The organism is uncultured Stenotrophomonas sp. (genome assembly GCF_963519925.1).
In the GTDB taxonomy this organism is placed as follows: Bacteria; Pseudomonadota; Gammaproteobacteria; order Xanthomonadales; family Xanthomonadaceae; genus Stenotrophomonas; species Stenotrophomonas maltophilia_AE.
The window spans coordinates 1-3,335 of record NZ_CAUQPH010000230.1; the positions used below are offsets into that span (position 1 = coordinate 1).

General features: G+C 68.8%; 4 protein-coding genes. 3 read left to right on the top strand and 1 reads right to left on the bottom strand.

Annotation, left to right across the window (positions count from 1 at the left end):
* Nucleotides 1-186 precede the first annotated feature (186 nt).
* Nucleotides 187-1,320, bottom strand: a complete 1,134-nt coding sequence (locus tag RWO33_RS19835; RefSeq protein ID WP_145479051.1) for a LysM peptidoglycan-binding domain-containing protein — start codon at nt 1,318-1,320, stop codon at nt 187-189.
* A gap of 125 nt (nt 1,321-1,445) precedes the next feature.
* Between RWO33_RS19835 and def the strand changes: the two genes are divergently transcribed.
* The 3 genes from def to RWO33_RS19850 all read left to right on the top strand — a co-directional run.
* Nucleotides 1,446-1,958 (top strand): peptide deformylase, encoded by a 513-nt coding sequence (gene def, locus RWO33_RS19840; RefSeq protein ID WP_314107140.1) that lies wholly within the window; start codon nt 1,446-1,448, stop codon nt 1,956-1,958.
* A gap of 99 nt (nt 1,959-2,057) precedes the next feature.
* Nucleotides 2,058-2,981 carry a methionyl-tRNA formyltransferase gene (gene fmt / locus RWO33_RS19845; protein ID WP_314107142.1) on the top strand — a complete coding sequence of 308 codons (924 nt, stop codon included), beginning with the start codon at nt 2,058-2,060 and terminating at the stop codon, nt 2,979-2,981.
* 1 nt (nt 2,982) lies between these two features.
* The coding region (locus tag RWO33_RS19850; protein ID WP_314107144.1) for a transcription antitermination factor NusB at nt 2,983-3,335 on the top strand (353 nt) is incomplete at its 3' end.

A 3,335-nucleotide genomic window follows, 5' to 3' on the forward strand; every position in this document is an offset into this window, starting at 1 on the left:
GGGCGGCTGCGGGGTCGTCGAAGCGGGACAGCAGCAGGCGGCGCGGGGCGATGGCGCCCCCGGCCAGGACCAGACGCAGCAGCGCCTCGGTGGGACAGTTCAGTTCGGCAGGCATCCGCTCAGGCTAGCCCGCATACGACGACGGCGCCCTGGGGCGCCGTCGCGTTGTTGCGTCAGGTTTTACAGTTATTGCGCGTCGGGGTGCTTGGCCGAATAGCCGACCAGGACCGGCTTCACGCCCTGCATCACCAGCGCGTAGCTGACCTTGTCGAAGGTGCGGAACACCATCGCGTGGGCGGCGTACTCATCCGGCAGCGAGACCCGGCCGGCACCAGAGGTGAGCGAGTCGTCCATGCGCGAGGAGTTCGGGTACTGCATGCGGTGTGCTACGTGACGACCCTGGCGCCACAGCGATACCACGGTGCCGTTGTCGATGCCGTTGGCGCTGCCGGCCGAGATCGCGACGACATCGCGCGGGCCGCCGGCCAGGTACATGTCCGTCACCGCCAGCACGCGCATGTCCAGGCCTTCGGTCTGGGCGGCAGGTGCGTGCGGGAAGAACTGCAGGTCGTACGGGTTGGCCTCGACCGGGACCAGGCGGTCGCCGGCACGGACTTCGCGCCCGTCGACCCGGCCCTGCAGCGCCAGCGTGGTCACTTCGGACTGGCCGTCGGCCAGCTTGACCACGGTGCCCACGTTCAGCTGGGCCAGCTCGTAGCCCAGCATCTCGTTGCGCTTGCTGGGCGCGGCCACGAAGTTCTTCCACAGGTTGCCGCTGCCGGGCGTGACATCGCCATTGGCGGTCAGGTCCTCGGTCGGCTTGGGCAGCGAATAGCGCACGGTCGGACGGACCACCGCCCAGCGCTGGCCCACTTCGGCGCCGTCCAGGCCGCGTACGTAGGCGGTCTGGCCGGTGGTGGCGCGCAGCCGGTTGTCTTCCAAGGCAACCACGTAGGGCAGCGAGTCGATCTCGTCCACCACGCTGAGCTGCTTCAGGAAGGGTTCGATCTGGTCCAGCGGCAGCGCGTTGATCGGCTGTTCCTGGCGCGGGCCGGGCTGGGCCACGACGCGATCCAGGTAGGCCAGGCTCAGCACGTCGCCCGGATAGATCAGGTGCGGATTCTTGACCTGCGGGTTGGCCTGCCAGATTTCCGGCCACAGCCACGGCTTTTTAAGGAAGCGCGCGGAAATGTCCCACAAGGTATCGCCCTTCTGGACGACGTAGGTTTCCGGGTGCCCGCCATTCACTTCAACGGCGGTAGCATAGGTAGCGACGGTCAGCATCGCGACGGCGAGGACCGTACGAGTTCTTTCAAACATAGGTGTGGTGCCTGATTCCCCAACAGGTTCGCGCACTATAGTCCAGAAACCGGGGCGCAGGGCAAGCGTTGGCGATAGAATTGCGACGTACGCCGCTTTAAGGGCGCCCCCAAACGGTATTTGCCATGGCCATCCTGCCCATTCTTGAGTTCCCGGACCCGCGCCTGCGCACCAAGGCCGCGCGTATCGACGCCGCCGAAGTGACCACGCCGGCCTTCCAGACCCTGCTCGACGACATGTTCCAGACCATGTACGACGCCCCCGGCATCGGCCTGGCGGCGTCCCAGGTCGACGTCCACAAGCGTTTCATGGTGATCGACGTCAGCGAAGAGAAGGACACCCCGCTGGTGTTCATCAACCCGGAGATCGTCACCAGCGAAGGTGGCCAGGTCTACCAGGAGGGGTGCCTGTCGGTCCCCGGCATCTTTGCCGACGTGACCCGCGCCGACACCATCACCGTGCGCTTCCTGGACCGCCAGGGCGTGGCCCAGGAGCTGACCACCGATGGCCTGCTGGCGGTCTGTGTGCAGCATGAGATGGACCACTTGGACGGCAAGCTGTTCATCGACTATCTGTCGCCGCTCAAGCGCGAGATGGTCCGCAAGAAGCTGGCCAAGTCGCGCAAGCACGTTGCCTGACCTGGCCACGGGCGTGGCAGCGCGGTTCGCCCGCGCGCCGCGACCGGTTGCTCGGCGCCGTGATCCGGCGCCGTTTTTCTTTCTGCAAGTGGGAACGCCATGAAGATTGTCTTTGCCGGAACGCCTGAGTTCGCCGTGTCTTCGCTGCGCGCTGCCGCGCGCCACCATGAGGTGGTGGGCGTCTACACCCAGCCGGACCGCCCGGCCGGTCGCGGCCGCGGACTGATGCCCTCGCCGGTGAAGCTGGAGGCGATCGCCCGCGGCATCCCGGTGTTCCAGCCCGACTCGCTGAAGACCGCCGAGGCCCAGCAGCAGCTGCGCGAGCTGCAGCCTGACCTGATGGTGGTGGTGGCGTACGGGCTGATCCTGCCCAAGGCGGTGCTGGCCATTCCGACCCATGGCTGCTGGAACGTGCATGCCTCGCTGCTGCCGCGCTGGCGCGGCGCTGCGCCGATCCAGCGCGCCATCCAGGCCGGCGATGCCGAAACCGGCGTGTGCCTGATGCAGATGGAAGCCGGCCTGGACACCGGGCCGGTGCTGCTGCGCCAGCACACGCCGATCCAGAGCGGCGAACTGGGCGGGTCGCTGCATGACCGCCTGGCCGAGCTGGGCGCGCAGGTGCTGTCCGACGGCCTCGGCCTGCTGCGCGCCGGCCTCAAGCCGATCGCACAGCCGCAGCCGGAGCAGGGCGTGACCTACGCGCACAAGCTGGACAAGGCCGAGGCGCGGCTGGACTGGTCCAGCGACGCCCAGGCGCTGGAGCGCACCGTGCGCGCGTTCAACCCATGGCCGATCGCCGAAGCGCAGCTGGCCGGCGAGCGCGTGCGCATCCATGGCGCGGTGGCTTTGGCCGACAACCAGGGCAAGGCGCCGGGCACCCTGCTCGCTGCCGGCCGCGAGGGCATCGACATCGCCTGCGGCCAGGGTGCGTTGCGCCTGCGGGTGCTGCAGCGCGAAGGCGGCAAGGCGATCACCGCCGCCGACTACCTCAATGCGCGTCGCGACCTGGTCGTGGGTGGCTGAGATGGCACAGCCCCGCGCAAGCCAATCCTTGTCCGCGCTGGCCCCGGGCGTCCCCACGCGGGTGCTTGCCGCGCGCGTGCTGGCCCAGGTGATCGGCCGTGGCCGCTCGCTCAAGGCCGAGTTGAACACCGCCCTGCCCAGCCTGGACGACAGCCGCGACCGCGCCCTGCTGGAAGCGCTGTGCTTTGCCGTGCTGCGTCGGCGCAACGCGTACGACGCGGCGCTGGCGCAGTGGATGCAGCGCCCGCTCGGCGCCCGCGATGAAGACCTGCGCGCCCTGCTGCTGGTCGGTTTCGCCCAGCTCGATGCGCTGGACCTGCCCGCGCACGCCGCGCTCTCGGCCACGGTCGAGGC